Source organism: Nitrospirota bacterium, from assembly GCA_035516965.1.
GTDB lineage: Bacteria > Nitrospirota > UBA9217 > UBA9217 > UBA9217 > MHEA01.
Genome location: DATIZR010000067.1, coordinates 12444 through 37291, shown reverse-complemented (window position 1 = coordinate 37291; position 24848 = coordinate 12444). Strand labels below are relative to the sequence as shown.

The following is a 24848-nucleotide window of genomic DNA, read 5'->3' as shown; positions in this document are numbered from 1 at the left end:
CAAGATCCCGCTTAACGAGTCATTCGGCCGGATACGTTCCCTGAAATATCTCTTTGGAACCCTTGGCCTTCTCGGCATCATTGCCATGACGATAATCATGCTGCTTCTTGTTCATATGACGCTTGCGCCGATAAAGGCCTTGATACAAAAAGTGCGGCGGGTGGGTGAAGGCTATACGGATACCTCTCTTGCAGTAGAAGGCAAGGACGAGATCGCGCAGATGGCACAGAGCGTCGATCTTGTCGTCAAGCATTTTTCGAACATGCTGAGAACCATTATTACCGCTTCCGCAAAAATCCCTCCGGTGATCAATACCGTAAAAAAGCACACCGAATCCACTTCGGAAGGGGCAAGAAAACAGGCAAGTCAGGCGCATACGATCGCTGTGGCTGCCGAGGAGATGAACCAGACGATCGCAGATATTGCAAAAAACGCTGGAGAGTCTGCCACTACCTCGAAGGAGGCAATGGAGACCGCGACAAGCGGAAAGCAGATCACGAACATATCGGTAGAAACGATCAATGAACTCAACTCCTCTACGCTGGAACTCTCGGCAATGATAGAAAAACTGAACAAGAGATCCGCAGAGATCGGCAATATCGTGACCGTCATCAAGGGGATCGCGGACCAGACGAACCTGCTTGCCTTGAATGCGGCGATCGAGGCGGCCCGGGCCGGAGAACAGGGCAGAGGTTTTGCGGTAGTGGCGGACGAGGTCCGGAAACTAGCTGAAAGAACCATACAGGCAACGGCGGAAATCTCGGCTGAAATCAGCGCAATACAATCCGAATCGATCGAAACCACGGCTTCCATGCAAAAGTCTTCTCAAGGGGTGATAAAGGCGTCCGGGCAAGTCAAGAATCTGAACAATGTTCTGGACACTATCGTGGAATCGATTGCACAGGTCAGGGACCAGATCAATCAGATAGCCACGGCAGTGGAGGAGCAGTCGGCCACGGCGTCCGACGTCGCAACGAACATAGAGTCTACGTCAAATATATCGAAGAGCATGGAGAAAATGGCGGATGAGGTGGCGAGCGAGGTGCGGGGTCTTTCGGAAATTGCCGGGGAATTGGAGACGGCAACCGCCCATATAAAACTTGCACAAGAAGGATGATGACCTCACAGCAAACCTCGGAGGGGAAAGATATTAAAGTTGCCTGCGCTATTTTATCAAAATTACCCGTGTCGTTGGAGGATTAAGATTGTTCTATTCTTTCCTTAGCCGTAAGACTTCCGTCATTTGGGTTATGACAGCCGCAATAACAATTCGGTGAGCTCTTCACCTCGATTGTGGCAGAACCATCACTGATTGGCTGAAACGGCCCAATCTTTATGGTGTAAGATTCTACCAGTATTCTTTGCCCTAACTATAATATTGACAGTGCAGAATAGTAAGTGTAATCCTCACACCCTCTTCATCACTTCCCGTGCGGCAACAACCCCTGAAATGGACGCCTGGATCAGCCCCCGCGTCACTCCCGCGCCGTCACCCACGGCGAAGAGATTCTTCACCTCCGTCTCAAGTACCCGCGACAGATTAAGCCTCATGGAGTAGAATTTGACCTCCACTCCGTAGAGCAGCGTGTCGCCCGAATTTACGCCCGGTGCGATATTGTCCAGCGCCTCGAGCATTTCGGTGATGTTGTGCAGGTGCCGGTACGGCAGGACAAAGCTCAGGTCGCCGGGCGTTGCGTCATCCAGCGTCGGCCGGACCGAACCCTCGGCAATGCGTTCAGGCGTCGACCTTCTCCCCATCTTCAGATCGCCGAGCCGCTGGACGATCACCCCCCCGCCGAGAAGGTTCGCAAGGCCCGCGACGTACCTGCCGTACGAAATGGGATCGTCAAAGGGTACCGTGAAGTCAGTGCTCACGAGCAGGGCGAAGTTCGTGTTATCAGTCTTCCTGTTCCGGTAGCTGTGGCCGTTCACGCTGCAGATACCCTCGCTGTTTTCCTTCACCACCTCTCCGTAGGGGTTCATGCAGAAGGTCCTGACCCGGTCCCGGAACCGGCGCGAAGTATACAGGAACTTGCCCTCATAGGCGACGTCGGTGATGTCTTTCATGATGTGCGCGGGAAGTTCGACGCGGACGCCGATGTCCACGGGGTTATTGCGCAGGGAAAGACCGAGCCGCTTGGCTTCCCCGGCAAGCCATGACGATCCCTCCCTGCCGACGGCCGCTATCACGGATGATGCGTCGTACCGGTTCCCGTCCTCGGTCGTAACCGCACAGATGGACCCCTCGCTGCAGTTGATCTGCTCCACGGGAACGTCGAAGAGCATCTCGACCTTGCCGGAAAGATGCTGCCGGATGTTGCGAAGGACATCCTTGCACAGGTCCGTGCCGATATGCCGGATGCGCGCCGGTATGAGATCAAGATTGTACCCCGCTGCCTTTTTCTTGAGGCTCGCCAGCGCCCGGTCATCCTCACCGTGGACAATTCCCCCGGCCCCGAAGGACTGATAGACCCCATCGACATATTCGATGAAAGCGGCAAGATCGCCGGGGGAGAGGAAGTCCTTGAGCCATCCTCCGAACTCGGAGGTGAGCGTAAGTTTCCCGTCGCTGTACGCGCCCGCCCCTCCCCAGCCGCAGAGGATGCCGCACAGGCTGCACTGGACGCAGGAAACAGACGAATCGATCATGGGGCAGGAGCGCTGGTTGATGTCGCGGCCCTTTTCTATCATCAGGATCTTGAGGCGGGGATTCTTGACGAGCTCGAGCGCCGCAAAAATGCCCGCGGGCCCGGAACCGATGATGATGACATCGTAGGAGGAGGACATGCTTCTAGTTTAGCACGGAGAGGCGGGGAGAACCGGCCGCTTATGTGCGGGTCCGCAGGAAATTGACCAGATCCCATCGTTCCTGGGGTGTGAGCTTGTTCTGAAATACGGGCATGCGTCCGAAACCGAAGGTGATGGCCTTGAAGATCGTGGAGTCGCTCAGGCCCTTCACCATGTCATGGTCGAGGCCGGGCGGGGGAGGAACAAGTTTTTTACCGACGGGTCCGCGCTCTGCCGAGGTCTGGCCATGGCACATGGCGCAATTTATGTCGAAAAGCGCTTTCCCCTGCGCCACCGACGCGTCCGTGGCCGGCATGGGATTCCTGGGCTCCGATGCCTGCGTAACGGTCTCCCTGCCCGTAACGGGAACGGCTCCGGCGGGCGGCGAAAGGACCGGCGCTTTGTACGGCTTGTAGGATTGCTGATCATCCATCCAGATAGCCGCCATCATCAAGGGTACGGCAGCGAGAATGATCAGTTTTGCGTTAAGCCTCATCGTTGAAGTGCCTCCATCCTCAAGAACGATATTCCCCGTTCGCTCCTTGTATCAGCCAGGGCTACCGACCATCAATGCCTGATCGTGAGAGCGCCGGCAGCCTCCATGAGCTTCCCGGCCCTGCTCATCTGTTCCCGGGAGTCCACCGTGACGCTGATCCCGATGGAACCCTCGCCGATCGCCGGGTCATAGACCCGCTCGTCCCGGGGGGGGAGCTTCATTTCCAGGAACATGCCCACGATGGCGCCCAGAATGGCAAAGAGCATGGTGAGCTCATACATGATGATCCCGGTCGGGTAAGAGGCGATGATCGGTTTGTCACCGGTCTGGACGGGATACACATATGCAGTCCCTGCAGCCAGGAGAAAGCCTGCACAGGCGCCGAAGATCCCGCCCCCGACAGAAACCCACCGGAACCATGTGCGCTGGTCGGTCTTGACGATCACGCCGTCAGGATAAGGCGCGGATGTGAGCGAGGTGATCGTCTCCTCGCTGAACCCCGCCTTGACCAGGCTGTCCACGGCCTTTGTCGCCGTTTCAACGTCCTTGAATGTTCCGAGCGTTTCCATCGCTGTGCTCCATGAGAATCGCTTTTTAATAACCATGGACTTTGAACGTAATCTAGTGTTCTTCTTCCGTAAGGGAATGCACCTCAGCCCTGCCGAGCTTCACATCGGTATGCCTGACCCCAAGCTCACGTACATCGGTCACCGCCACCATGGGGAAGAACTTCGCGAAAAGCACGTACATGAGCGTGAACCCTGCAAAGGCTGCTGCGGTAACTGAAAGCTCCACCCACGAGGGGGAGTAGGTCCCCCAGACAAAGGGCATGTTCTTATGAGAAAGCGACGGCACGATGATCAGATAGCGTTCGATGAACATGCCGACGTTGACCAGCAGCGTGATCACGAGCATTGCCCTGATGGAACGTCTGATCTTCTTGAAGCAGAGGCCCGCAACCGGAAGTACCGAGTTGCCGATGAGCATCAGGATGAGCCACGGTGTATACTTGCCCGACATGAAGCTCCAGACCTCCCATTCGATCGGCTCGTGGGCGTACCACGTTGTCTGGACCTCCACGAAATAGGCATATGACCAGAGAAGACAGATGACCAACAGAAGTTTCCCCATGTTGTCGAAGTGCAGCGGCGTGAGATACTCCTCAAGATGGAAGATCCTTCTGATGATGATCATGAGCGTGATGACCGCGGCAACGCCTGACGTGATCGCACCGATCACAAAATAGGGAGGGAAGATGGTGCTGTGCCAGCCGGGGACCAGGGTGACGGCAAAATCCCAGGCAACGATGGAATGCACCGAGACTGCCACCGGGATGATGAGGGCCGCCATGAGCGTCGACGCCTGGCGGAAGACGACCCACTCGCGGGCCGTTCCCCGCCACCCCATGGCGAGAACGGCGTACACCTTCTTCTTCCAGCCTGTCGAGCGGTCGCGCACCACCGCAAGGTCCGGGAGCATCCCCAGGTAGAGAAAGAGGCTGCTCCCGATGATGTAGGTCGTGATCGCCGTCGCGTCCCACAGGAGGGCGGAACGGAAGTTGGGCCAGAGCCCCCGCTGATTGGGATAGGGCATGAAATAGTAGACCACCCAGTTCCGGCCCAGGTGGATCACCGGGAAAAGACCGGCCACGGTGATGCTGAAAACGGTCATTGCCTCGGCAGCGCGAAGGATGGGCCTTCGCCAGTTTGCCTGGGAGAGGCGCAGGATCGCGGAGACCATGGTCCCGGAATGCGAGAGGCCGACCCAGAACACGAAGTTGGCGATGTAGATGCCCCACATCACCGGACGGTCCAGTCCGGTTACGCTCATGTCTGTCATCACTTGATAGGTGAACGCTGCCGTCCCCCAGGCCACGACCGCGCCGAGAAAGAAAGCAAGGCCGTACCATTTCCAGGTCGGCGGCCGCAGGGACGAGAGCATTTCGTCGTTCAGTTGCGGGGCGCTCTTTGCTGCGATGTCGTGCTCAGACATGCTCCCGTCCCCCTCCCTTGAGATAATTGATCGACGGATGAGTGCCCAGATGCTCCAGGAGCCGGAAGCTGCGCGGGCTGCGCGCGAGCCGGGAAACGCGGCTCAGGGGATCGGCCATGTTGCCGAAAACCAGGGCGTCAGCCGGGCAGGTTTGGGCGCAGGCAGGCTGCACCTCACCGTCCCTGATCAGCCGTCGTTCTGCCTTGGCATCTTCTTTCGCCCTGCGGATGCGCTGGATGCAGAAGGAGCACTTTTCCATCACGCCACGGGGACGCACCGTGATATCCGGCGAGAGTTGGTTATTGAGCGGAGGCGGCCAGGCATGCTCATGGTCGTGAAAGTTGAAGACCCGAACGGCATAAGGGCAGTTGTTCCCGCAGTACCGCGTGCCTACGCAGCGGTTGTACACCTGGCCGTTTAAGCCATCAGGGTTGTGGTAGCTTGCATAAACCGGGCAGACCGGTTCGCAGGGCGCATCATGGCAGTGCTGGCAGAGCACGGGAAGGAACTTCACGCGCACGTTGGGGTATTCGCCCACCCAGAAGCGCTCGATCCGAAGCCAGTGCATATTGCGGCCTTCGGCGACCTCCTTCTTTCCGCAGATCGCAACATTGTTCTCCGCCTGGCAGGCGACAACGCATGCCCCGCACCCGGTGCAGCGGTCCAGGTCCACAACCATTCCCCATTTGTACGGGCTTGTCAGTTTTTTCATAGAAGCAAAGTCCCTGGGTTCAAGATATATACTTCTGTTTCCTTATAATAGATATCCTTCTTTCCTTCATCCTTCTGACTTCTCATGCTGACCGTCGACAGCTGACGGCTGACCGCTTAAATTTCTATCAGCTCGCTCCGGAAGCTCCCTTTGGGATTTCCCATGGTGACCAGGTCCCCTTTTTCCGAAATTTTTTTCACCCGCACCAGCGTGGCATTCCAGGCCGGTTGGATTTCCTTTCCTTTAGTATCGACAGCCAGAAGACCGAGAGGATTTACACCCCGTTCCTTAGCGTACCGTCCCATGTCCTTGTGACCCTGACCCAAAGGCATCGCCACCATGTCCGGCCTGATGCCGGGATAGATCACCGCGGGAACGTGAAGCGAGCCCTGGGGCGACGTCACCTCGACAAGATCGCCGAAGTTGACGCCCAGTTCACTCGCAGTCTTCGGATTGATCTCGATCCAGCTGTCCCAGACCACGTTGGTCATGGGGTCGGGAAGCTGCTGCAGCCAGGGAAACGGAGCTCCGCGGCCGTCGTAAAAAGCAGTGGAAGGGTAAACGGAAAGATGGAGCGGGAATTCCTTCTCATCGCCCGCGAAATCCGGCTTCGCCGGTGCGGGAAGACCCGCGCCTGCCTGCCACCGAAATCCTTTGGCTTCGGCGCGGCCCGACGTGAAAAGCCCGCCCTTTTGAAGCAGCTCTGTCCACGCCGTCTCGAAGTCCTTCGCACCAGCGGGAGTGACCCGCTTCTTCATCCCGGCCTTCAGCATATCGAGGTACGTCTCATAGGGAAATGCGGCCTTCATCATCCCGCCCAGTTCATGGGCTGCGGCCATCAGGACCTCGGCGGACTGCCGCGTATCGAAGACAGGGTTCACCACGGGCTGCATCAGCCCGATCACGTTCTCGCGCGTGCCTGCAAGGGGCATCACGTCCCCCCAGCTCTCGAGCCCTGCGTGGTCCGGCAGGACCAGGTCGGCATGCAACGCCGTATCGTCCATGAGCGTAGAGAAGCTTACGATGAACGGGACCTTGGAGAGAGCCTCCTGGAATTTCGTTGCCTGGGGAACGGTGTGCATCGGGTCGCCCTGGATCATGGCGAGCTGGATGCTGCCGGCGCTCATCTTCCTGATGAGAGAGAAGAGATCGTTCAGCGAGGTTGTCGTCCCCTCCGGGGACCCGTTGTCCGGATAGACTCCGCCAACGCGGTTCAGGTTTCCCACGAGCACGTTAAGGAGCTGGATTGCTCGAACCGATTCCTGGCCGTTGCTTTGGAACGCAACCGCCTCGCCTGCCATGGCGAGCGAGGGACGGGTCGTCGCGAACTCCCGGGCTACTTCGGCAATAGCTGACTCCGCGAGCCCCGTCTCTTCCGCGACCCGGGCGAGGTCGTAGGCCTTGAGCCTGTCCAGCAGGATCTCCCTGCGAAGCCCGTTCGCAGCGAGGGAAACCTGGTCATGAAGGGATTCGGAAAGGATAAGGCGCGCCATACCCAGGGCCAGTACGCCCTCGCTTCCCGGCTTCGCGGGCATCCAGCGGTCTGCCGAGGCGGCCGTGAGGGACATCCTGCCTCCGATGTAGGTGAAATGGCCGCGCACCGTGTCCCTGCCCTGGCGCATCCTGCCGAAGGCATAGCCATACTGGACCGGAGACAAGTGGCTCTCCACAAAATCGGCACCGAAGCTGAGCAGGTACCGCGTCTCGCTCATATCGTAATAGGGCAGGCTTGCCTGACCAAAGCTCTTGCGATTCGCCGTGCGAAGCCAGTCCGGTCCGAGCAGTTCGTAGGAAACATGGTTCGGTGAACCGTAGGAACGCATGAAACGCGTTGTCAGATCCGCCATGGTGCCGGTAAGCTGCGGCGTCATGAAGGCAAGATGATCGGTCGCCCTCGACTGCTGCAGGTCCTTCAGCTGTCCCACCAGGAGCGTAAGCGCCTCTTCCCAGGTGATCTTCGCAAACTGGCCTGAACCGCGTGCTCCCGAACGCTTGAGAGGCTGCGGAACCCGATCGGGATGATAGAGCTCCTGCAGAGCGGCCTGCCCCCGGGCGCAAAGCTTTCCCCTGCTCACGGGGTGGAGGGGGTTCCCTTCGATCTTCTTCGCCCTCCCCTCCGACACCCGGACGAGGATGCCGCAGCCTGCAGGACAGGACCTGCACGTGCTGGCGTAATAGTTGGCAATCCCCGGCGTAATCCCTTCATCAGGCGGGATCAGGTAGGGTATCAGCTTTTCGTTTGCCGATTTACATCCGGCCAGCGCAGCCACGGCAGCGGTCATGCCGCTTAGTTGCAAGAAAGTCCGGCGATCCATTCAAGCTCCCTTAACTGTTGTCCCACAAGGCCACGAAGCTCACAGTGTAAACCAAGAATACAATAATGTTCGCCCCGGCTGATGCCGTTTAAATCTGTCTTTCCTTCTGGTCTTTGCGCCTTTTTGTGAAGAACATCAGATCACTTATGACAGGTCCAGCAATCGATGCTCGCTTTGTGCTCTTTGTGGCAGCCCAGGCACCAGCCCATTTCTATCTTCTGTTTCCGGGTGATGCGTGTCATGCCAGCAACGTCCCCGTGGCACCCGGTGCACGGGAGATTGGCCCGTATATGCATCATATGCGGGAAATAGACAAAGTCAGGAACCCAGTAGACCCTGACCCAGGGGATCGGTTCCTTCCGGTCCCAGTATCCCATCAATTTCTTGATTTCCGGAGAGTCCCGGGCTATGAACAGATGGCAGGCACGGCAGTCGGCCACGGCGGGAATGCCCGCAACCGTCGACTTCGGAGCGGAGCGGTGACAGAAAAGGCAGGGGATTCCATTTTCCCCGGCATGCTTCTTATGGCTGAAGGCGAGCGGCTGGATAGGGGAGCGGTCCCGCAAATCCAGCGGCAGCACGTACATGAACATCAGGACGGCGATGAGAGCGAGAGCCGCAACCACAAGACCGCCGATAAGCCATGATATTTTCATGCTCTTTGCCGGGGAGAGGTCGATGGATGCAGACCATGAAGTTCCGTCCCGTTGCTCCCCCGCCCTCCTTGTCGCTGATTCTTTAGCCGGACACGAAACTGTTCCAAGTTTACCTGAATTACACTGATAGTCAAGTCAGATGAGGATGAAATCCTCTTTGCTCCGGGCCACCTGGCCGTCCCGGGGAAAGGACCTCGTGATGAAGCGGAAGAAAGGCAACCTGTCCCGTGCTCATCGCCATGGCCTCAAGAAAGAAGTTCAGATCACCAGAAGTTCACGCTCGCCGCTGATATATCTTTTTGCAAGCAGCAGGAGCTTGAGGTAGTACTGATCGAGGCTGGGAACGAAGTCTCCCGCCGAGACTACCACGCGTTCCTGTGAGCGGTCGGGCTTGTGCAGGAGGGCGCTAACTGAAACGGTTTTGCCGGAGAACAGGGAAATCCCCTCTTCCACGTTCATTCCAATGACGCCGTCGAGCTCCTCTTGCTGGAGCGATAGTTCGCCGGGGCCGACCGCATGGGGGAGGAGAAAGACATCCTGAAATTCGTGTTCCATGACGCCAGGGGCGAAGCAATACACGAATATCCTGCGGCCAAGGGGGACCAATTCCTCGAACTTCACCTCCAGCCCCAGTTCCTCCCTGATTTCGCGCGGCCCGGCTTCTCGTGCACTCTCGCCGCTCGCGTAATGGCCGCCCACGCTGACGTCATACTTGCCACGCGCGATCTTCTTCCGTGCAGACCGTTTTTGGAACAGAACGCTGCCCCCGTCCCCACGGCCGGAAAACAGGAGACAATGGAACGCGCCATGCCAGACGCCGCTCCGGTGGGCATCGTCACGGGCTATGCGTTCACCGGTTTTCCCACCCCGGCAATCTAGCACATCAAAGCTCTCCATAGGATTCTCTCCTGCAGGCTCGCGCTCGGTTCCGAGAGGTTTTGGATTATTATAAATGAATTCCGGCCTCTTTCACCACAAATTTCCGTTGCCGGCAGATTTGACGAGTAGTGCTTCCCGTTGCCTCGAGGCAACGATCGAGATCAATAAAATGCATCCGGATACGAAGGTGCTGGTGATGACGAAGAATGAGGCTCGTGAGTACCTATCGCGCTTGCTGAAGGCCGGGGTTTTCGGTTACTTGCTCAAGAAGGCGGTCGGGAGCGACCTTACCACGGCGCTCAAGGCGCTCGGGCTGGAAAAACTCTGTTTTTTGAGCGTCGATCGCAACGGAAGTGGCTAGCGGGTACCTCAACGGAGACCCGCAGTCTGATAGGAAAACGCCCTATGAGAAACCGAGCGACCGTGAGAAGCAGGTATTAAAGCTCGTTGCGGAAGGGTATACGCACAAAAAATGGCTGACTACTTTCGATAACTGTCAAGACCCTTATCGCCCATCAAACCAATGTCGGAGAAAAACTCGGCGTTCATACGCGAACAGGGCTGATCAAGTTCGCGATCCAGAAGGGAATGATAAAAAGAGACGCTTGACGGCCGGCGCTACTGCTTCCCGTCCACCATTTCCCGCATCTCCTTGCCGGCCTTGAAAAAGGGAACCTTCTTCGGCGGGACGGAAACCGCTTCACCGGTCTTCGGATTCCTCCCCTCCTTGGCGCGGCGGTGCCGGATGCGGAAGCTGCCGAATCCCCGGATCTCGACCTTGTCCTCCCGGGACAGCGCGTCCTTGATCCCGTCCAGAACGGTGTTCACCACGACTTCCACCTGCTTCCTCGTGAGATTGGGTTTCTTTTCTGATATCTTGTCTACCAGCTCCGCTTTTGTCATGGCCCCCCCCCGTTCAGTTCGACGCTCAATGATACAGGTATTGCAGTTTCACAGCGCTGCCCGCGGCCTTTTGCACCACGTCGCCGACCCACGCCGCCGATTCTTCCTTCAGGTATTCGAAGAAGGGATTTTTCTTCTTCTTTTCGACGATTGTCGGCTTGCCCTTTATCCCCACCAGCGCCCCGGCGACCTGGATGCTGTCGGCGAGGTCCCCCATCTGGTCGACCAGCTTGAGGCCGAGTGCCTGCTGGCCGGTGAATATCCTGCCGTCCGCAATGCCCCTCACGTCGGCTTCGGGTATGCTGCGTCCTTCAGCCACAGCCTTGATGAACTGACTGTGGACGTCGTCGATCACATTCTGGAGCAGCTTGTGCTCCTGCTCGGTCATTTCCCGGTATGGAGATCCGATGTCCTTGTACTCGCCGGACTTGACCACCATCCCCTTCACGCCGATTTTCTCGAGCAGCTTCTCCAGGTTCGCAAATTCCATCTTGACGCCGATGCTGCCCGTAAGCGTACCGGGGTTCGCCACGATCTTGTCGGCCGCGGCGGCGATGTAGTACCCGCCGGAAGCGGCAACGGAACCCATCGAGACAATGACCTTCTTGCCTTCCTTCCGGGCGTTCTTGACCGCGTTGTATATCTCCTGGGAAGGGACCACTCCTCCCCCGGGGCTGTCGATGCGGATGACGATGGCCTTGATGGAAGAATCCTCGGCATAGGAGCGGATTTCCTCGACCACGGGATCAGACAGGAGGAGAACACCCTCAATTTTGACGAGGGCTATTTTGTCCGCGCCCACGACCGGGAGACCTCGGACTCCCCTCCTTCCGGACAGGCGGTCAGCCGCGATGAGGATGCCGAAAAAGAGCGCGCCGAGCACCAGTGCGGTCACCAGAACCAAGATAACGGGATTCTTCTTCACCACGATCAGTTCCGCTCCTTCAGCAGGGCGCCGAGGGTGGTATCCGGCTTTGGCTGCTGGCTCATGTATTCCTTCAGGCTGGACCGGTCCCGCCCCTTGATATGGGCCTTGATGGAAAGCGCCACCTTCCGGTCAGACCGGTCCACTTTGATGATGCGAGCGGTCACTTCATCGCCTTCTTTCACATCAAGACCTTCCCTCGGCAGCTCCGATGTGGGGATCAGCCCTTCGATGCCGTGCTCCAGTTCGACGAACAGTCCGAAATCGGCCTTTTTCGCGATCCTGACCTGCTCATCCTGCCCGACCTTGTAGCGCTCCGGGATCAGTTTCTCCCAGGGATCCGGTGCAAGCTGCTTGATCCCGAGCGATATCCGCTCCTTCTGGGGATCGGTGCTCAGCACGACGGCCTTCAGTGTTTGCCCCTTTTTGAGGATCTCCGAAGGGTGCTTGATGTGCCTTGTCCAGGAAAGGTCCGAGATATGAACAAGACCGTCGATGCCTTCCTCGAGGCCTATGAAGGCGCCGAAGTCAGTGATGGTCCTTACCTTGCCCTCGACCTGCGATCCCGCCGGGTAACGCTCCCCGATGCTGTGCCAGGGATTGGGTTCGAGCTGCTTCATCCCGAGAGCGATGCGCTTGGCCGTCGGATCCACGGCAAGCACCTGGGTGTCAATGACGCCGCCCACGGAGAGGATTTTCGAAGGATGTTTTATCTTCTGGGTCCAGGACATTTCCGAAACATGCACGAGCCCTTCAATGCCGTGCTCCAGTTCCACGAATGCGCCATAGTCGGTCAGGCTCGTGACCTTGCCGCGCACCCTGCTCCCCACGGGATATTTCTCCGCGACCGTGAGCCAGGGATCCTGTGTTTTCTGCTTGAGACCGAGCGAGACCTTCTGCCGTTCCCGGTCGTACTTCAGGACAACAACTTCGATGTCGTCGCCGACCTTGCAGAGCTCGGAGGGATGATTGATCCTGCACCAGGACATATCGGTGACATGCAGAAGACCGTCGATGCCGCCGAGGTCGACGAATGCTCCATACTCCGTGATGTTCTTGATGACGCCGCGCACGGTCTTTCCCTCGGTCAGCGAGGCGAGCGTCTGCTGCCTCCTGGCATCCTGGTCCTTCTCCATCAGGACCCGCCGCGACAGGACCATATTGCCGCGTCCCGAGTTCATCTTGATGATCTTCATCTCCAGGACCTGGCCGACGAGGGTATGCAGGGCATGAACAGGTTTGACATCGATCTGCGAACCGGGAAGAAATGCCGTGACGCCCCCCACATCGACCGTGAGCCCGCCCTTGGTCGTCGATACCACCCTCCCCTTGACCGGAGCGCCGGTCTGATAAGCCTGGTTCAGATGGTCCCAGACCTCCATCTTTTTCGCCTTTTCCCTTGAAAGCAGGAGATTGCCATTCGGGTCTTCGGCGGCTTCGAGCAGGACCTCGAGTTCGTCACCGGGCTTCAAGGCTCTCAGCTCCTCTTCGCTGAACTGCTCGACCGGAATGATGCCGTCGGACTTGTAACCCATATCCAGCATCACGAAGCCGGAACGCACCTGGAGGACTCGGCCACGGACAAGGCCCCCCGACTTGAAACTCTTGAGCGACTGGTCGTAGAGTTTTTCGAATTCGGTCTGCTGCTCGGGACCGCCCGCCTTGTCGTTCTCTTCCTGCTCGAAGCCTTCGTGATTATCCCTCATGAAACGTACTACCTCCCGATTGCGAGCTGCGATGCACAACTATTCGTTGTTGATGGTACCGCCCAGCCGCTGTAATGTTTTCAGAACAGATTCCAGCACCCAGTCAGGCGTTGAAGCCCCTGCTGTCACACCTACCTTCCCGGCGTGCTCCAGCCATTCCGGCCGTATTTCATCGGCAACCTCTATATGATATGTCGGTTTGCCCTCGCCTTTGCAGACCGAGGCGAGCCGGCTTGTGTTCGCGCTGTTTCTGCCTCCGACAACGAGCATAAGGTCCACCTGTCTGGTGAGAATCCGGGCAGCGTCCTGACGTTCCTTCGTCGAGTTACAGATCGTATTAAAGACCTTTAATTCCTTGGAAAGACGGAGTAATTTTAGCACAATTTCAGAAAAATTACCATAGGATTGAGTGGTTTGAGCCACGACGCCGATGCGGGCATTGAACTTCATCCTCTCCATGTCTTCGGCTTTTTCCACAACGAGGGCATTTTCTCCGGCATACCCGAGGATGCTCTGGACTTCCGGGTGCTTTTCCTCCCCGACCACCACAACCTGATACCCTTCCTTCTTGAGCCCCTCGGCGTCGCGCTGAGCCTTGCCAACGAAGGGGCACGTCAGATCGATGATGTGCAGGCCCTTTTCCCGCGCCTGCGCAAGCACCTGAGGAGGAACGCCATGCGAACGGATGATGAGCGAGTCTCCCGGTTTGAGCGCGGAAAAATGCTCTACCGTACTGACCCCGGCGCGGCTGAGACGTTCCACCTCCTGCGGGTTGTGAATAAGCGGACCCAGGCAATACACGCTCCCGCCCGCTGCCGCCTCAAAGGCCGTACTGATCGCCCGTTTCACTCCGAAACAAAAACCCGCTTTATCTGCCAGAAAGATTTCCATGCTCTGCCCGTCAGCACCCCTGCGATACTATCGGCCTGAAACGAGTCGGTCGGACGGCCGAACCGATTTTCGGCTGCCCGCTCCCGGCCGGAAGGAAGGCCGGAGACGCCGCATACCCTACGACATGCGGCCGATCTCCGTTACCATGCGGCCTACTACCTCTTCGATGCTCATCACGCTCGAATCGATCAACAGCGCGTCATCTGCCTTCTTCAGCGGCGCGAGCGCGCGCTTGCTGTCCTGCTCGTCACGCTCCACGATCTCGCGCGTTATGCGCGCAAGGTCCACCTCCATGCCCTTTGCCCGCAGTTCACGATACCGCCGCAGCCCCCGCTCCTCCGGGCTCGCATCGAGGTAGAACTTGATCTCGGCGTTGGGGAACACCACCGTGCCGATATCCCTTCCGTCCATGACGACGCCGCCCTGTCTGCCCAGTTCCCGCTGCAGCGTCAGGAGCCGGGCCCGTACTGCCGGCGACCGTGACACGGCAGAGGCCATCATTCCCATTTCCGGCGTCCGGATCTCTCCGGTCACATCAACCCCGTCCACATAGATCCGCGGGTCGCTGTTGTCCCGTTTGATCGTTACCTCGGTCCGGGAGCACAGGCCGGTCAGCCCATGCTCATCGGAAAGATCGATCCCGTCGCGCCTGGCCTTCCAGCCGATCGCACGGTACATGGCGCCGGTGTCGATGTAAAGGTACCCGAGCCGTTCGGCCAGCAGACGGGCCACGGAGCTCTTCCCGGCGCCCGACGGTCCATCGATGGCAATGACAAGTCGTTTCTGTCCGTTCAGCATGGCGAGAGAAGCGGCTCCGTTTCGTTTTTGTTCATGGTCCTTGTTGCTATTCTTTTCCGGTCAATTTTTTGTAGGCCTGTTTCAGGTCTGGGCGACCGGGGCCGCCTGCGTGATCCATTATCGACGATGGCGCCGACTCCGGACCGGCCCTTGAACGATCAGTACGCAGCCTGATGCAGCAGCCGTTCGAAGCCGGGAAAGGACGTGTCGATCCAGGCCGCGTCGCGGATCACCGTGTTATTCATCGCAGCAAGTCCGGCAACAGCCATGGACATGGCTATCCGGTGGTCTCCGTGGCTCTCGCAGTGCGCACCGTCAAGCCGTTCGCGCCCGGTGATCTCCATTCCATCGGGAAGTTCCCGGACCTCTGCGCCCATCTTCCTGAGCTCCCCGGCGATGGTCGCGATCCGGTCCGATTCCTTGAGGCGGAGCTCGGCAGCGTCCCTGATAACCGTCGTTCCCTCCGCATAGGCGGCGGCAACGGCCAGAACGGGTATCTCGTCGATCGCCCTCGGGATGACGTCTCCCGACAACTCGACGGCATGGAGCTTGCTGTACCGCGCCCTGATGTCCGCCACGGGTTCGCCGGCCTGTTCACGCCGGTTCTCCAGGGTGATGTCGGCTCCCATCGCCTGAAGCACATCGACGATCCCGGTCCGCGTCGGGTTCACGCCTACGTTCCTGACGAGAAGATCGGAGCCGGGCACGATGCCCGCGGCCACGAGGAAGAACGCGGCCGATGAAATATCGGAAGGCACCTCGATCGTTCCCTTCGCCCGGAGCCTTTGCCGCCCCCTGATCGTGACCCTCGTCCCCGCCTCCGCCACATCGACGCCGAAGAACCGGAACATGCGTTCGGTGTGGTCTCTCGATTTCGACGGTTCGTTCACCGTTGTCTCGCCGTCCGCGAAAAGGCCCGCGAGGAGCACCGCCGACTTCACCTGCGCGCTCGCCACCGGGCTCGTGTACTCGATCGCCCTCGTCTTCCTGCCCCCGCCCCGGATCGCAAGGGGGGCAAGCTTCCCGTCGGACCGGCCGTCGATCATGGCTCCCATCAACCGGAGGGGCTCCACGATCCTGCCCATCGGCCGCTTGCGGAGGTACTCGTCACCCGTAAGGATGGAGAAGAAGTTCTGGCCGGCGAGCAGGCCGGCAAGCAGCCGCATGCCCGTGCCGGAGTTTCCGAGGTCAAGCACGCCCGACGGCTCCCGCAGGCCATCCAGACCGTTGCCGCGGACGACCATGCGGCTGTTCCCCACGCCGTCTACCGTGATGCCCAGCGCCTGGACAGTTTTTACCGTATTGGTCGTATCTTCCCCCGCCAGAAACCCGTTGATCGCGGTATCGCCCTCGGCAATGGCAGAGAACAGGACCGACCGGTGCGAAATGGATTTGTCTCCCGGCAGGAGGATATCGCCCCTGACGCCGCGCGACGGCCTGATGACCAGGTCCGACATTATTCCATACCCCGGCGCTCGTCGCTCGACAGCTGGAGGTGTTTTTCGAGACGCTTTTCGTCCCCGGCGATGATCTCGTGCTTGAACCGGTTCAGCGAGAACAGGTAGCGGTCGATCATCGGTATGAGGTTATCGCGGTTCATGAGGCAGATATCCTTCCACATTTCCGGGGAGCTTGCCGCGATCCGGGTGAAGTCGCGGAACCCCGCGCCGGAATATGCGAGGTAATCTTCGGACCCGGTGTTCAGCTCCGCCACGGCACACATCATGGCGAACGCGGCCACATGAGGAAGATGGCTGACCGCGGCAAAGACCCTGTCATGCAGGTCCGCGTCCATGACGCTCACGATCGCTCCCGTCAGGCTCCACATGTCGCGCACGGTTTCAAGCGCCCTGTCGTCCGTTCGTTCGGTCGGTGTCAGGATGCAGCGGCGGTCCCGGAACAGGTTTTCCGAGGCCTCGGCGACGCCTGATTTCTCACGACCCGCTATCGGATGGGCCGGGACATAGTGCCGTCCTGCGGGAAGAGCCCCTTCCACGACCGCGATCAGTTTTCCCTTAACACTGCCCACGTCGGTTATGATGCAGCCCTTCTTCAGATGCGGCGCGATCTCCCGCATGATCCTCTCGAAGGTGCCGACGGGTGACGCGAGGACAACGAGGTCCGCATCCTCGACGCCATATGCCTTTCCCTGCCCGATCCGGTCGATCACTCCGAGCCTGAGCGCCTCTTCGAGGGATTCCCTCCTCCGGCCCGTGCCCGCAATGGTGCCGGCAAGGCCCTTGGCCTTCAAAGCCTTCGCGAGCGATCCGCCGATCAGGCCGACGCCGATGATGGTAACATTTTGAAAAAGAATCATAGAAAGTTACTGATGAACGACAGAACAATGATTATGCCGGGGAAAAACACAGGCTTTAAAATAGAGAAGAGCGTTCAGGCGCGCTCCCAGCCCAAACGTGTCCTCTCTTTAAAGTCATTGCGATGTCCTCGCAGGCAGAACCTGCAGCTACCACCTCTCCGGACTCCTCACTTCAGACTGATCATATCTCTCTTCCCACAGCCTTTGCGATGGGCCGCATCTCTTCCATCAGCAGTTTGAAGCTCTTGGGCTTGAGCGACTGTTCTCCGTCGCAGAGGGCTTCTTCGGGGTTGGAATGCACCTCGATGATGAGGCCGTCCGCCCCGGCCGCGACTGCCGCCTTTGCCATAGGCGCCACCAGGTCCCACTTGCCCACGGCATGGCTCGGGTCCACGACGACCGGAAGATGGGTCATCTGCTTCAGCACGGGGATGGCCGACAGATCGAGGGTGTTTCTCGTCGCCGTCTCATAGGTCCGGATGCCTCGCTCGCACAGGATCACCTGATGATTGCCGCCGGACATGATGTACTCTGCCGACATGAGCCATTCTTTGATGGTCGCCGATATGCCGCGCTTGAGCAGGATGGGCTTCTTGCACATGCCCACTTCCTTCAGCAGCCGGAAATTCTGCATGTTCCGCGCGCCGATCTGGAGCACGTCGGCGTACTGTGCGATCAGTTCGATGTCCCGCGGGTCCATCACCTCGGTTACGATCGGCAGTCCCACGCGGTCGCGGGCCTCGGCGAGGTACTTGAGCCCCTCCTCCTCGAGCCCCTGGAAGGCATAGGGCGAGGTTCTCGGCTTGAAGGCTCCGCCGCGGAGGAAGTTCGCCCCGGCGTTTTTCACGTCCTTCGCGATCTCCACCAGCAGGGTCTTGTTCTCGACCGCGCAGGGGCCGGCCATGACCGCGATGCGAGCACCGCCGATCTCCTGGCCGCGAACGTTGATGACGGTCTTCTCTTTCCGGAACTCCCAGCTTGCCAGCTTGAAAGGCTTCAGGATCGGGAGCACCTTCTCGACGCCGGGGATGGCCTCGAGCGGCAGGCTCTGGAGGATCGCCTCGTCACCGATCGCTCCGATGATGGTCCGCTCCGTACCCTTCGAGACATGGGCCTGAAGGCCGTGGTCCCTGATCTTCTTGATGATGTGTTCGACCTGTTCCTCGGTCGCATCGGGTCTGACAACGATGATCATGGCGATCCTTTCTCAATCCGGGCTTGCCAAAGCGGTCTCGGAGCGACCGCTCAGAAATACATATGGCAAATCAATGATCAATGACGAATGACAAGACTTCTGCTTATTATCGTTTTGGCATTGATCTGAACATGGAGCGTTGCAAGCTGGATTTGCGACCTCACTGTTTCACGATCTTCTCCAGTTCGGTCACGAACCGCTTGTTCTCCTCGGGCAGGCCGATGGTCACCCGGAGCCGTTTGCCGCCCATGGGCCTGATGATCACCCCCTGCTTCATGAGCGCCGCGTACGCGTCCTTGCAGTCCTGCGCCGTCTCGAACAGGATGAAATTGGTCTCCGTCGGAATGAAGGACACGCCGAGCTGTTGGAAGGACTGGTACAGGAACTGCTTCCCCTCGTTGTTGATCGCGATCGACTTCTCGACATGCTTCCGGTCGGCCAGGGCAGCGAGGGCGCCGATCTGAGCCAGGCTGTTCGTATTGAAAGGCTGACGCACCTTGTTCATCAGCTCGGCGATCTCCGGCGTCGTTATGCCGTACCCGATGCGGAGCCCCGCGAGGCCGTAGATCTTGGAAAAGGTCCTGAGCGCGAGAATGTTCCTTCCCTGCTTCAGATGATCCAGGGAATCGGGATACTCGGCGTGGGTCACGTATTCGAAATAGGCCTCATCCACAGCGACGATCACGTGATCAGGCACTCTGCTCATGAACCGGTCCATCTCGGTCTTGCTGTTCATGGTGCCCGTCGGGTTGTTCGGGTTCGCGATGAACACGATCCTGGTCTGCGGCGTGATCCGCTCCGCCATGGCGTCCAGGTCGTGCCGCATGTCCTTGCAGGGGACGACCACGTTGGTGCCTCCGGCTGCCTGGGTGATCATCTTGTAAACCACAAAGGAAGGGTCCGCCGAGATGATCTCCTCGCCGGGTTGAACGAAGGTGCGCACGACCAATTCGATAAGTTCGTTCGAGCCGTTTCCCAGGATGACCTGGCTGATGTCCACGCCATAGTTCCTGGCGAGCGCCTGAGAGAGGTAGAATCCGCTGCCGTCGGGATACCGGTTCAGGCCTTCCAGCGCTTTCCTGACCGCGGCCACGGCCTTCGGGGACGGCCCCAGGGGGTTCTCATTCGATGCGAGCTTGATGCTTCCGGAGATCCCCATTTCCCGTTCGACCTCCTCGATCGGCTTCCCGGGGACATAGGGGGAAATGCTCTTGATATTGTCTGCAACGCGTATCATGTCGAAACCTCTCTGGGTTGAGTGAATATTGCCGGGAACGGTTCCCGTCAGTTCAATTCCAAAGTTCAGATCGCAATGACCAAAACCAATGACCCGCCCATCGGGATCTTCCTCTGTCATCGATTTGAACTTTGAGCATTGACACGGGATTCATGGGCGGTCCTCGCATTTGGGATAGGACCCCAGGACCTTCAGGAACATGCAGTTTACCCTGAGCTGTTCGATCGAAGCGGCGACTTTTTGGTCTTCGAAATGGCCCTCCATGTCCAGGAAGAAGACATAATCCCAGACCTTCCTGCCCGAGGGCCGGGCATCGAGCCGGTTCAGATTGATCCCGTTCGCGGCAAAGGGCGAGAGCATGTCGTACAGGGCGCCGACGCGGTCCTTGATGGAAAACATGATCGAGGTCTTGTCGCGGCCGGTTTTGCCCGGCGACTTCGGCGCGATGACCAGGAACCGCGTGAAGTTGTTCTGATTATCCTCGATCCTTCGGGCCACGATCTGGAGGCCGTACAGCATGGAGGCCATTTCGCTTGCTATCGCACCGATGCTGGAATCCTGTGAGGCCATCTCAGCGGCTCGCGCCGTGCTCGGTGCGTCCATGATCGGGATGCCGGAGAGGTTCTTCTCGAGCCAGAGGCGGCACTGACCCGGCACCTGGGGATGCGTATAGACCTTCTTGATATCTTCGATCCTGCCCGACTTGTTCATCAGGTTCTGGGACACCTCGAGCATGATCTCCGCATAGATCTTGAGGTCGGAATCGATGAACATGTCGAGGGTGTAGTTCACCACGCCCTCGGTGGAGTTCTCGATGGGGACGACGCCGAAATCCGCCCTGCCCCGCTCCACCTCCCGGAAGATGTCCCTGATGCTTTCGGTGGGCACGTACTGTGCCGCAAGCCCGAACTGCTGCATGCCTGCCTGGTGTGTGAACGTGGCGCGAGGCCCGAGATAGGCAACCTTCAGAGGACGCTCGAGCGAAAGCGACGAGGAAAGGATCTCGTGGTAGACGGCCTTGAGCGTGTCCTGGGGGAAGGGGCCCGCGTTGCGCGACGCGATGCGCTCCAGGATCTCCCGTTCGCGTGACGGCGAATGGAAGTCGATCTTCTCCGTCTTCTTGACGTTGCCGACCTCGATGACGATCTTTGCGCGCTCGTTCAGAAGATCGATCAGCTTATCGTCGATCTCGTCGATTTTTTTGCGCAGTTCCTGAATTTTCTGATTTGACATGGCGATGATACTATGTCCGGCCCCAGAGGATAGAGACCAGGAATTATAGTTGATTTTATAAGCAGTTGCAAGCGGTTTTTAGGTCTTTGCCTTGCCAGCTTCTTTCTCCGTTTACTTTTTTCTGCGAGGGCGGGATAATGGGCCGGGTGCGTGTACCATGGACAATCGCCTGAAAGAAGACATCAAGTTCAATTGTGACGTATCCGATGCACGGTACTGGGGCTATTTCTCGATCTGCGGCCTCTTGCTCCGGTATCGCGACCTCTACCGGTCGGAAAAAGGACTCAAGGCCTGGACGAACATCGTCAGGACCGATATCGCATCATGGATCGAGCAGAAAGAGTCGCGCTGGCCGGAGTTGGAGAACCGGGAGTTCCGGGACCTTACCGTAGACGGCCGATCCTTTGGCGCCTTTGACGTGGAGGAGGTCAATCGCGCGCTCAAGCCGCATGGCCTCGTCTACGGGGCCGGATACGGCATGTACCTGAAACCCACCTTCTTTCTTGCTGAGTTGCGGTCAACACGGCAGGTCTCGGGCCTGACGGTCTACACGTCGGGAACGGAGACCGCGCGGGACCTTCTCACGGCACCCGCCATGCTCCAGGGAACATCGGTCTACCTGCGGCTCGAGCCACTCCTGCATCTCCTCCACTTCATGCTGTCGGAACTGCATACACAACGCCATGCCGCTCTTGAAGATGCCTTCGCGCAGTATGGATTTCATCACCGCCAGATCATGGACGACACCCTGGAACGGCGCCTCCAGGGCCTGGCGGAGCGCTATGCGGAAACGGTCCTGGCCCATGAGGTCGCAGAGCACCGCGAGGGCATTCCCGAATGGAGGGATATCCTTGCCGCTGCCGGTGACCGGAAGAACGAACACTATCTCCGCGCCGTGAAGGACCTGATCGCGGACACCTCCGATGTCGGCCCGCTGATACAGATCATCGAGACGGAAGACCGGGCTGCCCTCGCCCTTACCATCGCACGGATGGAGGGGTTTTCCCGCGCTCTCTTTCCGGAGATCAGGGCTGCCCATGCAGACTTTATCAATGGCGGGGACTGGGGCGTGGTTGAACGGACAAGGAAGGACGGGCATACGCGCTTCCTGCGAGAGCGGGAACGCGTCGTAGAGCTGTTCAGAAATTCCGGCAAGGATGACTTCCCGCAGAAACTGAGAGCTATCATTCCGGTCTGATGAACCCGATACTCTTCCGGGATGGTCGTGTGAGATGAAGTCCACCCAGCCTGGCGCCAAAGTGACGGTTCAGTGCGAATCGAAGGCAGATGAGCTCGCGGTATATTCGAAGTAGCCTGCCGGGCGCTCAACCAACGGGCACGTGCCCCGGACAATCCGGAGCACGTTCTTTCACGCCCCCTTTCGACGTCATCCTAGTGGTGTTCTCTCGCGTGTTCCCGCCAGCGCTCCATTTCCTTTGCAGCCTTTTCCCTCTGCTCGGGCGTCAGCATGTCATGGAACTCGGTGAATTTATCCCCGAGGAAGCCGATGAAATCATCGGCCTGGGCCTTGTTCCGATCGACCAGAGCCTTCAACTGATCAGGGTCGATCCGGGGGCTCCTCATGAGCGCGAGCAGCTGATCTCCGGTCTCTTCCCGGCTCTTTCTCATCGCCGGCGCCCTCTGGAGGAACTCTTCCTTGATCGCATTCAACTTCGCCTTCTGCGCGTCATTCAGATCCAGCCGTTCGGAGATGGAGTTCACGATCCCCTGTGCCCGTTCTTCGGGGGTTTTCCGGGAACACCCTGCTGCTGTCACGAAAACGGCGAGAACAATGAAGATCAGCAAGGGAGAAAATTTCCTGTTCAACATATTATGCTCCTTTCTGCGTCTTTCCGGCGCATAGATGATAACCCGTCCTCTTCAATTGTATCACTTCCCTATCGGTCAGGCCAAATCGAATGACGGTCAGCGCAGAGGGGGTTGCGGGTGATCGATCCCGTCAGGCTGCGTGATTTCGGGCCATCGTGCGTCACTGCAAGCTGCTGTTCTTGTGCGTTTGCTTCTTCTTCATAAGGTTGTCAGCAACGTTGCACAATACCACTGCGCTAGAAGAAAACAACCTTCGACCCGGTCACTTATCAACTCCTCCCGCCCTCGTACGACCCCATACCGGGAATAGGGGTTGCGGTTCCCATCCTTTCCCTCTGGTACAAACACCCGTCATTCAGAAGATCTACTGCTCATCGCGGGAATGCAAAAAAGTCCGTGATGAAACGGGAAATCTGCTAAAATTTAGAAAAGAGGGCGTCCCTGTGCCCTGCAGCGACTTCCGGATAGTGACCCGTCCTGAGCAATTCCCTGGGAGGTCCTCAACGCATGTATTCGAGCGGCAATATCACGCGCAATACCATCGCCATGGTCCTTGCCGGCGGCAAGGGCGAACGGCTGAGCCCCATCACCGTCGGGAGGCCCAAGCCTGCCGTCCCTTTCGGCGGCAAGTACAAGATCATCGACTTCGTCCTGAGCAACCTCTTCAACTCCGGCATCCGCAAGACCTTCATCCTGACCCAGTACCAGGCCTATTCGCTCAACAAGCACATCAAGGAGTCCTGGAGCAAGTGGGTGGGGCTGGGGGAGTTCTATGACACCATCTCACCGCAGACGACCAGCATCGGCGAGCAGTGGTACACCGGCACTGCTGATGCCATTTATCACAACCTCAAATTCATCGAATCGTCGGAGGTCGAGTACGTCGTCATCTTCGGCGGCGACCATATCTACAAGATGGACATTGCCCAGATGATATCCTACCACCGCATGAACAAGGCGGACATCACCATCGCGGCTCTTGAAGTCACTCCGGACGAGGCGAAGCGATTCGGTATCCTGTGCGTGGACGAGGACTTGAAGGTAACATCCTTCGTGGAAAAACCAACCGTGCCGGCGCTCGTGCCGGGCAGGAGCACCTGCTTTGCTTCCATGGGGAACTATATCTTCTCCACGGCAAAGCTGATCGAGGTTCTGAAAGAAGGAAAGCGCAAGCACGTCGACCTCGACTTCGGAAAGCACATCATTCCCCTGATGCTCGAACAGGGGGACAAGATCTTCGCCTACAGCTTTTTCGACAATTCCGTTCCGGGCATGGGGTCGAACGAACGCGGCTACTGGAAGGATGTGGGGACCCTGGATTCCTACTACGAGGCGAACATGGACCTCATCAGCGTCAGCCCCCAGTTGAACCTCTACAATTATCAATGGCCCATTCTGACGAACCAGGGGAACCTCCCGCCCGCAAAGACCGTGTTCGACGATGAGGGGCGGCGGGGAGAGAACCTCGACTCCCTCGTGTGCGGCGGCTGCATCACCAGCGGCAGCGCGGTGCGGCGCTCGATCCTCGGGCCTTCCTGCCGGGTGCACAGCTATGCGGTCATCGAAGACTCGATCCTCTTCGAGAACGTCCAGATCGGCCGGGGAGCCCGGATCAGGAAGGCCATCATTGATGAGAGTGTCTGTATCCCCCCGGGCATGCAGATCGGATTCGACCTGAAAGAGGACCGGATGCGGGGCTGCACCGTGACCGAGTCCGGGATCGTGGTCGTGACACGGTAGTGCGGCCTCCGGCGACGGTGAAGATGAGGGGCTTCCGGCAAGGGGAGGCCCGGCATGCGGGAGGCAGGTGCACGGTAGGGGAAAAATGAAGGGGGAGGCCCTGCCGATGCACGGCAACCCTTATCGAAGCACTTTAAAAGAGTGCTGATGGACGGGAAAGGCTGTGCACGGGTAAAAGCCAGAAGAGCTCCTGGAACCGCGGCGACAGCGGGATGATGGCTTACCCGCGACTCCTA

Annotated in this window: 23 protein-coding genes; 4 read left to right on the top strand and 19 right to left on the bottom strand. The window is 58.6% G+C overall.

Going from position 1 to position 24848, the window contains the following annotated elements; all coding sequences use genetic code 11:
- Positions 1-1117: HAMP domain-containing methyl-accepting chemotaxis protein (locus tag VL197_11290; GenBank protein HUJ18563.1), on the top strand; the 1117-nt coding region annotated here is incomplete at its 5' end.
- Positions 1118-1407: 290 nt separating this feature from the next.
- Here the strand turns inward: VL197_11290 and VL197_11285 are convergent.
- The 8 genes from VL197_11285 to VL197_11250 form a co-directional block, all read right to left on the bottom strand.
- The gene (locus VL197_11285; GenBank protein HUJ18562.1) at positions 1408-2787 is read right to left on the bottom strand and encodes an NAD(P)/FAD-dependent oxidoreductase; all 1380 of its coding nucleotides are present in this window, start codon (positions 2785-2787) and stop codon (positions 1408-1410) included.
- 40 nt (positions 2788-2827) lie between these two features.
- Positions 2828-3283, bottom strand: coding sequence for a cytochrome c (locus tag VL197_11280; GenBank protein ID HUJ18561.1), 456 nt, complete (start codon positions 3281-3283; stop codon positions 2828-2830).
- 71 nt (positions 3284-3354) lie between these two features.
- Positions 3355-3852: a quinol:electron acceptor oxidoreductase subunit ActD gene (locus VL197_11275; GenBank protein ID HUJ18560.1), complete on the bottom strand. Its 498-nt coding sequence runs from the start codon at positions 3850-3852 to the stop codon at positions 3355-3357.
- A 52-nt stretch (positions 3853-3904) separates the two neighbouring features.
- The gene (gene nrfD / locus VL197_11270; GenBank protein ID HUJ18559.1) at positions 3905-5275 is read right to left on the bottom strand and encodes an NrfD/PsrC family molybdoenzyme membrane anchor subunit; all 1371 of its coding nucleotides are present in this window, start codon (positions 5273-5275) and stop codon (positions 3905-3907) included.
- Positions 5268-5987, bottom strand: a complete 720-nt coding sequence (locus tag VL197_11265) for a 4Fe-4S dicluster domain-containing protein (protein ID HUJ18558.1) — start codon at positions 5985-5987, stop codon at positions 5268-5270. The genes nrfD and VL197_11265 overlap by 8 nt, the downstream gene beginning before the upstream one ends.
- Before the next feature lie 116 nt (positions 5988-6103).
- Positions 6104-8302, bottom strand: a complete 2199-nt coding sequence (locus VL197_11260; protein HUJ18557.1) for a molybdopterin-dependent oxidoreductase — start codon at positions 8300-8302, stop codon at positions 6104-6106.
- Between the two features lie 140 nt (positions 8303-8442).
- On the bottom strand, positions 8443-8958 hold the full coding sequence (locus tag VL197_11255; protein HUJ18556.1) for a cytochrome c3 family protein: 516 nt from the start codon (positions 8956-8958) through the stop codon (positions 8443-8445).
- 258 nt (positions 8959-9216) lie between these two features.
- Positions 9217-9855, bottom strand: coding sequence for an NUDIX domain-containing protein (locus VL197_11250; protein HUJ18555.1), 639 nt, complete (start codon positions 9853-9855; stop codon positions 9217-9219).
- A gap of 55 nt (positions 9856-9910) precedes the next feature.
- Here VL197_11250 and VL197_11245 point away from each other — a divergent pair, with 55 nt between their 5' ends.
- Complete coding sequence (locus VL197_11245; GenBank protein HUJ18554.1) at positions 9911-10198, top strand: hypothetical protein; 288 nt, start codon at positions 9911-9913, stop codon at positions 10196-10198.
- Between the two features lie 257 nt (positions 10199-10455).
- Here VL197_11245 and VL197_11240 read toward each other — a convergent pair whose 3' ends face one another.
- From VL197_11240 to pheA, 10 genes are all read right to left on the bottom strand, one after another.
- Positions 10456-10740, bottom strand: coding sequence for an integration host factor subunit beta (locus tag VL197_11240; GenBank protein ID HUJ18553.1), 285 nt, complete (start codon positions 10738-10740; stop codon positions 10456-10458).
- Positions 10741-10765: 25 nt separating this feature from the next.
- The gene (gene sppA / locus VL197_11235) at positions 10766-11668 is read right to left on the bottom strand and encodes a signal peptide peptidase SppA (GenBank protein HUJ18552.1); all 903 of its coding nucleotides are present in this window, start codon (positions 11666-11668) and stop codon (positions 10766-10768) included.
- A gap of 2 nt (positions 11669-11670) precedes the next feature.
- Positions 11671-13371, bottom strand: a complete 1701-nt coding sequence (locus tag VL197_11230) for a 30S ribosomal protein S1 (GenBank protein HUJ18551.1) — start codon at positions 13369-13371, stop codon at positions 11671-11673.
- 39 nt (positions 13372-13410) lie between these two features.
- Positions 13411-14262, bottom strand: coding sequence for a 4-hydroxy-3-methylbut-2-enyl diphosphate reductase (gene ispH, locus VL197_11225; GenBank protein HUJ18550.1), 852 nt, complete (start codon positions 14260-14262; stop codon positions 13411-13413).
- 117 nt (positions 14263-14379) lie between these two features.
- Positions 14380-15060 (bottom strand): (d)CMP kinase, encoded by a 681-nt coding sequence (gene cmk, locus VL197_11220; protein ID HUJ18549.1) that lies wholly within the window; start codon positions 15058-15060, stop codon positions 14380-14382.
- A 158-nt stretch (positions 15061-15218) separates the two neighbouring features.
- Positions 15219-16517: a 3-phosphoshikimate 1-carboxyvinyltransferase gene (gene aroA, locus VL197_11215; GenBank protein ID HUJ18548.1), complete on the bottom strand. Its 1299-nt coding sequence runs from the start codon at positions 16515-16517 to the stop codon at positions 15219-15221.
- Entirely contained in the window at positions 16517-17377 is an 861-nt protein-coding gene (locus VL197_11210) for a prephenate dehydrogenase/arogenate dehydrogenase family protein (protein ID HUJ18547.1), read from the bottom strand. The genes aroA and VL197_11210 overlap by 1 nt, the downstream gene beginning before the upstream one ends.
- A 181-nt stretch (positions 17378-17558) precedes the next feature.
- Positions 17559-18572, bottom strand: coding sequence for a 3-deoxy-7-phosphoheptulonate synthase (gene aroF / locus VL197_11205; GenBank protein HUJ18546.1), 1014 nt, complete (start codon positions 18570-18572; stop codon positions 17559-17561).
- A 160-nt stretch (positions 18573-18732) separates the two neighbouring features.
- A complete protein-coding gene (hisC, locus tag VL197_11200; protein ID HUJ18545.1) occupies positions 18733-19809 on the bottom strand; it encodes a histidinol-phosphate transaminase in 1077 nt (358 codons plus the stop codon).
- Positions 19810-19959: 150 nt separating this feature from the next.
- A complete protein-coding gene (gene pheA / locus VL197_11195; GenBank protein HUJ18544.1) occupies positions 19960-21042 on the bottom strand; it encodes a prephenate dehydratase in 1083 nt (360 codons plus the stop codon).
- Between the two features lie 157 nt (positions 21043-21199).
- Between pheA and VL197_11190 the strand changes: the two genes are divergently transcribed.
- The gene (locus tag VL197_11190; protein HUJ18543.1) at positions 21200-22240 is read left to right on the top strand and encodes a hypothetical protein; all 1041 of its coding nucleotides are present in this window, start codon (positions 21200-21202) and stop codon (positions 22238-22240) included.
- Positions 22241-22434: 194 nt separating this feature from the next.
- Here VL197_11190 and VL197_11185 read toward each other — a convergent pair whose 3' ends face one another.
- Positions 22435-22872, bottom strand: coding sequence for a Spy/CpxP family protein refolding chaperone (locus VL197_11185; protein ID HUJ18542.1), 438 nt, complete (start codon positions 22870-22872; stop codon positions 22435-22437).
- A gap of 507 nt (positions 22873-23379) precedes the next feature.
- On the opposite strand from VL197_11185, the gene glgC reads away from it, so the two are divergent.
- Positions 23380-24612 (top strand): glucose-1-phosphate adenylyltransferase, encoded by a 1233-nt coding sequence (glgC, locus tag VL197_11180; GenBank protein ID HUJ18541.1) that lies wholly within the window; start codon positions 23380-23382, stop codon positions 24610-24612.
- Positions 24613-24848 lie beyond the last annotated feature (236 nt).

Excerpts from the sequence above, each read along its gene's own strand:
- VL197_11240 (HUJ18553.1), bottom strand. The coding sequence starts at position 10,740 with ATGACAAAAGCGGAGCTGGTAGACAAGATATCAGAAAAGAAACCCAAT.
- VL197_11255 (HUJ18556.1), bottom strand. The coding sequence starts at position 8,958 with ATGAAAATATCATGGCTTATCGGCGGTCTTGTGGTTGCGGCTCTCGCT.
- VL197_11275 (HUJ18560.1), bottom strand. The coding sequence starts at position 3,852 with ATGGAAACGCTCGGAACATTCAAGGACGTTGAAACGGCGACAAAGGCC.
- aroF (HUJ18546.1), bottom strand. The coding sequence starts at position 18,572 with ATGATCATCGTTGTCAGACCCGATGCGACCGAGGAACAGGTCGAACAC.
- nrfD (HUJ18559.1), bottom strand. The coding sequence starts at position 5,275 with ATGTCTGAGCACGACATCGCAGCAAAGAGCGCCCCGCAACTGAACGAC.
- VL197_11265 (HUJ18558.1), bottom strand. The coding sequence starts at position 5,987 with ATGAAAAAACTGACAAGCCCGTACAAATGGGGAATGGTTGTGGACCTG.
- VL197_11230 (HUJ18551.1), bottom strand. The coding sequence starts at position 13,371 with ATGAGGGATAATCACGAAGGCTTCGAGCAGGAAGAGAACGACAAGGCG.
- ispH (HUJ18550.1), bottom strand. The coding sequence starts at position 14,262 with ATGGAAATCTTTCTGGCAGATAAAGCGGGTTTTTGTTTCGGAGTGAAA.
- hisC (HUJ18545.1), bottom strand. The coding sequence starts at position 19,809 with ATGATACGCGTTGCAGACAATATCAAGAGCATTTCCCCCTATGTCCCC.
- VL197_11280 (HUJ18561.1), bottom strand. The coding sequence starts at position 3,283 with ATGAGGCTTAACGCAAAACTGATCATTCTCGCTGCCGTACCCTTGATG.
- VL197_11285 (HUJ18562.1), bottom strand. The coding sequence starts at position 2,787 with ATGTCCTCCTCCTACGATGTCATCATCATCGGTTCCGGGCCCGCGGGC.
- VL197_11260 (HUJ18557.1), bottom strand. The coding sequence starts at position 8,302 with ATGGATCGCCGGACTTTCTTGCAACTAAGCGGCATGACCGCTGCCGTG.
- VL197_11245 (HUJ18554.1), top strand. The coding sequence starts at position 9,911 with ATGAATTCCGGCCTCTTTCACCACAAATTTCCGTTGCCGGCAGATTTG.
- aroA (HUJ18548.1), bottom strand. The coding sequence starts at position 16,517 with ATGTCGGACCTGGTCATCAGGCCGTCGCGCGGCGTCAGGGGCGATATC.
- VL197_11185 (HUJ18542.1), bottom strand. The coding sequence starts at position 22,872 with ATGTTGAACAGGAAATTTTCTCCCTTGCTGATCTTCATTGTTCTCGCC.
- VL197_11190 (HUJ18543.1), top strand. The coding sequence starts at position 21,200 with ATGGACAATCGCCTGAAAGAAGACATCAAGTTCAATTGTGACGTATCC.
- cmk (HUJ18549.1), bottom strand. The coding sequence starts at position 15,060 with ATGCTGAACGGACAGAAACGACTTGTCATTGCCATCGATGGACCGTCG.
- VL197_11250 (HUJ18555.1), bottom strand. The coding sequence starts at position 9,855 with ATGGAGAGCTTTGATGTGCTAGATTGCCGGGGTGGGAAAACCGGTGAA.
- VL197_11210 (HUJ18547.1), bottom strand. The coding sequence starts at position 17,377 with ATGATTCTTTTTCAAAATGTTACCATCATCGGCGTCGGCCTGATCGGC.
- glgC (HUJ18541.1), top strand. The coding sequence starts at position 23,380 with ATGTATTCGAGCGGCAATATCACGCGCAATACCATCGCCATGGTCCTT.
- pheA (HUJ18544.1), bottom strand. The coding sequence starts at position 21,042 with ATGTCAAATCAGAAAATTCAGGAACTGCGCAAAAAAATCGACGAGATC.